This window comes from Kitasatospora sp. HPM-01-4 (assembly GCF_051374625.1).
In the GTDB taxonomy this organism is placed as follows: domain Bacteria; phylum Actinomycetota; class Actinomycetes; order Streptomycetales; family Streptomycetaceae; genus Kitasatospora.
This window is the reverse complement of record NZ_JBPQGP010000005.1, coordinates 7,401,218-7,407,698: the sequence shown is the minus strand read 5'-3', so window position 1 is coordinate 7,407,698 and position 6,481 is coordinate 7,401,218. Positions and strand designations below refer to the sequence as shown.

At 69.2% G+C, this 6,481-nt stretch carries 6 protein-coding genes; 3 read left to right on the top strand and 3 right to left on the bottom strand.

Features of this window, described 5'->3' with window-relative positions:
• The first annotated feature begins 821 nt into the window (after positions 1-821).
• From ACSMTC_RS32345 to ACSMTC_RS32335, 3 genes are all read left to right on the top strand, one after another.
• Positions 822-1,991: a cytochrome P450 family protein gene (locus tag ACSMTC_RS32345; RefSeq protein ID WP_436563281.1), complete on the top strand. Its 1,170-nt coding sequence runs from the start codon at positions 822-824 to the stop codon at positions 1,989-1,991.
• 178 nt (positions 1,992-2,169) lie between these two features.
• A complete protein-coding gene (locus ACSMTC_RS32340; RefSeq protein ID WP_436563280.1) occupies positions 2,170-3,219 on the top strand; it encodes a PfkB family carbohydrate kinase in 1,050 nt (349 codons plus the stop codon).
• Positions 3,219-3,995, top strand: a complete 777-nt coding sequence (locus tag ACSMTC_RS32335; protein WP_436563279.1) for a DUF427 domain-containing protein — start codon at positions 3,219-3,221, stop codon at positions 3,993-3,995. Before ACSMTC_RS32340 ends, ACSMTC_RS32335 begins: the two co-directional genes overlap by 1 nt.
• 230 nt (positions 3,996-4,225) lie before the next feature.
• Here ACSMTC_RS32335 and ACSMTC_RS32330 read toward each other — a convergent pair whose 3' ends face one another.
• From ACSMTC_RS32330 to ACSMTC_RS32320, 3 genes are read right to left on the bottom strand one after another with little or no spacing between them, the layout of a single operon-like run.
• A complete protein-coding gene (locus ACSMTC_RS32330) occupies positions 4,226-4,648 on the bottom strand; it encodes a MarR family winged helix-turn-helix transcriptional regulator (RefSeq protein ID WP_436563278.1) in 423 nt (140 codons plus the stop codon).
• A complete protein-coding gene (locus ACSMTC_RS32325; protein WP_436563277.1) occupies positions 4,645-6,105 on the bottom strand; it encodes an MFS transporter in 1,461 nt (486 codons plus the stop codon). Before ACSMTC_RS32325 ends, ACSMTC_RS32330 begins: the two co-directional genes overlap by 4 nt.
• Before the next feature lie 42 nt (positions 6,106-6,147).
• Entirely contained in the window at positions 6,148-6,396 is a 249-nt protein-coding gene (locus ACSMTC_RS32320; protein WP_436563276.1) for a hypothetical protein, read from the bottom strand.
• Positions 6,397-6,481 lie beyond the last annotated feature (85 nt).

Below are 6,481 nucleotides of genomic sequence, written 5' to 3'. Positions count from 1 at the left end.
AAGGAAGGCGGGGTGTTTCCGTAGCAGTCCCGATGGTGCGGCTCCGGCCGAGCGAGCGGCCGGAGCATCGAGCGCGCGGGCAGCCCGGCGACCCGGTGGTATCAGACCCCGGACTCGACCGCGCTTAGGGCGCCTGGATCAGTGGAGCGGTCCTCGAAAGCGACAGCGTTGGCGACGCTCTTCGAGGAAGATGCACTGGTGAGCTGAGCGTAGGGGCCGAGGCGATGATCGTCCCGCCGCGCGAACGAGCATGGCAGCAACATCACGCCATCGCCATAGGCCAGGCGAAGGCTGTCTCAAACGAGGCACATCACAACGTCATATGCCTGCGTGGCCAAGGCACCGTGGCGAGATCCGTCCCGTGCCCCGTGAAACGCGTCGTTTCTCAACCGACGGCCCGTCGCAGTGTCCGCCGGCGGACCTGCTGGCGAATCTGCCGGTGAACCTGCCGGTGCGGTCACGGTAGTTCGTCCACGCCCTGCACCACCACGGCCGGGCCGGGTTCATGGGAACCGTCGACGCCGCCGGTGACAACGCCCTAGAATCCCATTCGCACTCGCGCAGAAGAACGTCCTCGACAGTCATCCGGCCACCGGGGAAGACCTCCGCACGGCGATCACTACCCGGATCGAGCGAACCGACCACCGGCGCCGCCGACAGCTCCGGCTGAACCGTTGACCCCATCGACTTCGAGACGATCGCGAAGCGCCACCGCCCTCGGCGGCACACAACCCAGCTGTCACCGATCCGTGCATCGGTCCCGGCCGTTCGCGCCCGGAACCCGGTGCCCGGGCCTGGTGACATCCAGTCAGGAGGCAGTGATGCGAGCCACGTTTCCCCTCACCACACCACACCAGCTCGACAACGAGCCCGAAGCCGAGGCGCTGCTCGCGCAGGCTCCGGTCGTCCTCGCGACGATGGGTACGGCAGACGTCTGGCTCGCCCTTTCCTACAAGGCGGTGCGCCAGGTTCTGAGCGACAGCCGGTTCAGCCGGGAGGCGGCCACACTTCCGGGCGGCCCGCTGAAACTGTCCGTCGCCGCCGACCCGTTACTGGTCTCCAGCCTGGACGGCGAGCGCCACGCCCGCCTGCGCAAGCTGATGTCGCAGGCGTTCAGCCCACGCATGGTCGATCAGCTCGAGCCACGCGTGCAGTCCATTGTGGACTCCTTGCTCGACTCCCTCGATCCAACCGCGGATCTTGTGGCAGGTCTCTGCGCTCCACTGCCGTTGATGGTCATCTGCGAGCTGCTCGGCGTGCCCTACTCCGAGGCGGAGGCCATCCGCAGGTGGACCAGGCGGCTGTTCGTCACGGACATCACTCCGGACGAACTGCGGGCCGCACAGAGCGAGATGCAGGACTGGCTCGCCGATCTGGTGCGTCAGAAGCGGGCGCAGCCGGACAACGGGTTGATCTCGGCGATGGTCGCCGCCAACGACGAGGGCGACCACCTCACCGAACCCGAGCTGCTGGCCAACCTCGAGGGCCTGCTGATCGCCGGCCACGAGACGACTGTCAACCAGCTGGGCAACTCGTTGCTGACCCTGCTGCGCCACCCGGACCAACTCGCGCTGCTGCGGTCGTCACCGGACCTGATCGGACCGGCGGTCGACGAACTACTGCGCTACAGCAGGCTTTTCACCTCGGCTGAGGTCCGGGTCACGACCGAGCCCGTCGTTCTGGAGGGCGTCGAACTGGGGGCGGGCGAACCGGTGTTGCCGGTCATCGTCGCGGCCAACCGCGACCCCGGTGTGTACCCGGATCCCGGCCGCTTCGACATCACGCGCGAAGGACCGGCAGCGCACCTCGCCTTCGGGCACGGGCCGCACTTCTGCCTCGGCGCGATACTGGCCCGCCGGGAGATGCGGGTGGCGATCGGGTCCGTGGTGAAACGGTATCCGGGACTGCGCCTCGCCGTTGACGAGTCCGAGCTCACCTACGTGCCGGAACTGGTCTTCCGCGGCCTGCAGGCGTTGCCGGTCACTTGGTGATCCGTGGTCTCTCATACCGCAGGCGCGGGAATCGGACGCGATCGACTGGTCGGGGCACGACACGACCGATGGCCCTTCCACCACCTTCGACCTGCGGTACGACCGGCACGGCGAACTCGTCGGCGTCCATGCGGTCTACGGGGCCGCCGAGCGGTTGACGGCCCACGCTCTCGCCCACGTGTACCAGCACCCTGACCACCGGTACCACGTGTGCTGCCGCCGGCCTCTCGACGCGGCGGCTGTCCTCGACCGGCTCGCGGAGCGCGGCGCCGGCTTCAGCGTCGACTTCTCCCTGCCCAGCGCGGAGGACATGATCCGGGCCGTCGTCCCCCGGCTCGACCGGGCGAGCACGGTGTTCGTCAACGCGGCCGAGTACCGCCTCCTCCAAGCCATCACCGACGCGACGGTCCTGCCGGAAGTCGTCGTGACCGATGGTCCCCGCCCAGCCCAGGTGTGGACCCTCGGCCGACGGATCGCCAGGGTGGCTCCTCCGTCCCGACCGCCGAACGAAGTGTCCGGGGCGGGCGACACCCCGGCCGGTACTTTCCTCGCCCGTCGGTCGCAAGGCGCCACGCCCGCTCGGGCTCTCGCCGAAGCGGTGGAGGCGGCAGCCCGCTTCGTCACGACCCCGGCCCTTCGCATCCCGGCACAACGCCGTATCCGACCCACGACTGGGGGGTTCCTGCTGGTGTCCCTCTTCTATGTAGCCCACCGGCATGTAGCCCACCGGCTCTTCGCCGCTCATGACCGCGCCCTCGCCGCCGCCCTCGCCGACCGGCTCGCCGCGAAGGTCGGCACGGAACGCGTCTTCCTGCCCTTCTGCGACACCGACGAGGAGGACTTGGTCGCCGAGGTCAAAGAGCAGCGCCTGTTCGAGCTGGACCGAGAACGCCTCGGCCGGCCCGACGCGATGGTCGCCCTCCTCCACGGCCCGAGTCTCGACGACGGTGTCAGTCCTCCAGTGAGAGCACAACCTGACAGCCCGGCGCTCTCACGCCACCCACGGAGGCCGTTTCGGGTCAGGCCCGCACCCCATCGAGATGATCGGCGATCTGATCTACCTTCGGATACTCGATTTCCAAGATCCTCGACAGCGTCAGTCGGCCGACGACGCGCCGACCGGCAGGGCACCATCTCACCGGCGTGGGACTGCAGCGACGTGGTTGACTGTCGACTGAGGCGCACGGCCGTCCGCGTTGCGCCCACCGTTGAGGAGGCGGGACTCTGATGGACAATCAGCCGAAACTGCCGCCGCTGACTGTGCCGGTCAACCATGTTGAGCCGGTGCCGCGGCGGATCCGCGCGGTGCTGGGCGGTGAAACCGTGCTCGACACCGTGCAAGCGCGTTATGTCTGGGAGAAGCCGTTCTTTCCCCAGTTCTATATCCCGTTGGACGACGTGCGGACGGAGCTGCTGACGCCGGACGAGCAGGCTGGCTCGGAGGAGAGTTCACGTGGGACGGCGCAGTGGTTCCAACTTCGGGCGGGCGAGACGCTGCGGCCGCGCGCCGCGCGGGTGCTGGCCGAGTCGCCGGTCCCCGGGCTGAGCGGCACGGTGCGGTTCGAGTGGGCGGCGCTGGACGCCTGGTATGAGGAGGACGAGCGGGTCTTCGTGCACCCCCGCAGTCCCTACGTCCGGGTGGACGCGCTGCGCTCCACGCGCACGGTGAGGGTGGAGCGCGACGGCACCGTGCTGGCCGAGTCCTCGTCGCCGGTGCTGGTCTTCGAGACCGGGTTGCCGATCCGGTACTACCTCAACCGCACCGACGTCGACTTCACAAAACTCGAGCCGAGCGACACCGTGACCGCCTGCCCGTACAAGGGCACTACCAGCGGGTACTGGTCGGCCCGGATCGGCGACCGGCTACACCCCGACCTCGCCTGGTGCTACGACTTCCCCACGCGCGGCGTGCAGCCCATCGCCGGCCTGATCGCCTTCTACAACGAACGTGTCGACCTGTTCGTCGACGGCAAGCAGCTCGACCGCCCGAAGAACCCTTCATAGCCGGTGAGTCGGCGAGGCGGGGGCACGGAACGGTGACATCGTCGTAGAAGGTGTAGGTCCGGGCCCCGGGCAGTCGCGGTGGCGCCGGTAGTTGTCCTCCTTGATCTGGTCGGCGAGGTCGAGGGGGAGATCTTCGTCTTCTCCTGTGCCCACAGGCGCGGACCCCACCCCCGCCCGCATGACGGACCATCAGATCCGGTCGGCAAAAGTCAGCATCAGCCGGCGTCAGCTCATGGCGCCAGCTTGGCCAGCAGCGCGTCCAGCTCCGCCATCTCGGCCGCCGGCAGCGCGACCAGCGCCTGCGGCGGCCGGGCCAGGATCTCGTTCGCCAACCGGGCCGTCTCGCGGCCCTGGTCGGTCACGGTGACCACCTTCGCCCGCCGGTCGTCCGGCGCCGTGGAACGGACCACCAGGCCGCGCCGCTCCAGCTCGTCCACGATCACCGTGGTGTACGGCTTGTCCACCAGCAGCTCGGCCGCCAGCTCGCTCATCCGCATCGGCCGCTCGGCCAGCCGTCGCAGCGCCTTGATCCGGGCGAAGCTCAGCCCGGTGGCTTCCACCACCTCGCGCCGGCGGTTGTCGGACTCCAGCACGAGGTGCGCCATCCGCTGGTAGATCCGGACGGCGGTGGCACGGTGAGCGTCGTCGTTCATGCGGTGTTGTTCATGATGGGGGAGCTCGGCGTCCTACGGTCCGTCGGTTCGAGGGATTCGGCGACCCAGGTGGCAGTCTGCACCGCCCGCGCACTGGTGGACAGGATACCGAGCACCACCACCAACAGGCCGAAGCCCACGATGATCCACCAGCCGGCATGACTGGCCGTCGCGAAACCGGACCGCAGCGGTCCGTGCACGCTGGAGACCACCACCGAGACGATCACCGCGACCCCGAGTGACTGCCCGGTCTGCCGACTGGTCGAGGCGACGGCCGCCGCGACACCGGCCTGACTGCGCGGCATGCCGGAGACGGCGGTGTTGGTGATCGGCGCGTTGATCATGCCGAAGCCGATCCCGAACACCACGTAAGCCGCCATCAGCTGCGCCACCGGTGTGTGGTCGGAGAGCCCGGTGAGCAGCAGTCCGCTGACCGCCATCGCCACCCCGGCCACCAGCAGCGGCGGACGCGGGCCCCGGCCGCCGACCAGCCGTCCGGAGACCGGCGAGAAGACCATCGCCATCACGGCCATCGGCAGCACGTAGAAGCCTGCCTTCATCGCGCTGTACCCGAGCACGTCCTGCAGGTAGAGGGTGTTCAGGAAGAGGAAGCCGGCCAGCGAGGCGAAGCCGCTCACCGCGATCACCGTGGCACCTACGAGCGGCACGCTGCGGAAGAACCGCGGATCGATCAGCGGCTCGGCGCAGCGCGACTCCCAGACCACGAAGACCACCCCCGCCAGCGCGGCGATCAGGAAACCGGCGACGGTCCGAGGTGCGGCCCAGCCCACGTCAGGCGCCTCGATCAGGGTGAAGGTGAGCAGGCCGAGCAGCAGTACCATCAGCACCTGGCCCAGCGGGTCGGGTCTGCGCGGCTTGGCGGCCCGCGACTCGGGCACGAAGCGCTGGGCGAGCGCCATCGCGGCCAGGCCCACCGGCAGGTTGATCCAGAAGATCGCCCGCCAGCCGACGCTGCCGACCAGCAGACCGCCGGCGACCGGACCGAGCGCCATGCTCACCCCGGCGACCGCGCCCCAGACGCCGATCGCCCGGGCCCGCTCGCGCGGCTCGGTGAAAGTGTTGGTGATGATGCCCATCGCCACCGGATTGAGCATCGAGCCGCCGGCGGCCTGCACCACCCGGGCCGCGATCAGCCAGCCGAGCCCGGGCGCCAGGCTGCAGAGCAGCGAGCCCAGAGTGAAGAGCGCCAGGCCGGCCTGGAAGGTGCGCCGCCGCCCGAACCGGTCACCGGTCGAGCCGGCGAGCAGCAGCAGGGCGGCGATCACCACGGTGTAGGCACTGATCACCCACTGCAGCCCCGCCACGGAGGCGTTCAGGTCGTGCTGGATGGCGGGAAGTGCGACGTTGACGATGGTGTTGTCGATGCCGACGACGAACAGACTCATGCAGCAGATCGCCAGGATCAGCGTCCGCCGTTGTGCGTTGGGCTCTGGCACGAACCCTCCCCCATTGGTTATAGATTCACAATAGTTATGACTCTACAACCATCTTCGGAGGCCGGAAAGGCCGAGGTCCGGTCGGCACCAGGGCGCGTTCCGGGGCTCGGCCAGCTCCGCCGAAGGCTGACCGCACCCCGGGACTGCCCTGCCGGTGACGTCGGGGTCGATCTCGATCGTCGTCAACTCACCGACCTCGCCGACGAGTTCGGCGATCATCTCCGCGTCCAGGCCGCCGGAGCCGATCTCCGGCACGCGCGTGCCGGGCTGGATACCGGCCTGCTCCAGCATGACCGTCTGGGCCCTCGCAGCCGATGACGAACTCGCCCGGCGGCCGCCGGCTGGGTGCCAACGGCCGCCGGGTTGTGGCTGGTTG

Coding starts and splice junctions, on each gene's coding strand:
- ACSMTC_RS32345 (WP_436563281.1), top strand. CDS start 822: ATGCGAGCCACGTTTCCCCTCACCACACCACACCAGCTCGACAACGAG.
- ACSMTC_RS32335 (WP_436563279.1), top strand. CDS start 3,219: ATGGACAATCAGCCGAAACTGCCGCCGCTGACTGTGCCGGTCAACCAT.
- ACSMTC_RS32330 (WP_436563278.1), bottom strand. CDS start 4,648: ATGAACGACGACGCTCACCGTGCCACCGCCGTCCGGATCTACCAGCGG.
- ACSMTC_RS32320 (WP_436563276.1), bottom strand. CDS start 6,396: ATGCTGGAGCAGGCCGGTATCCAGCCCGGCACGCGCGTGCCGGAGATC.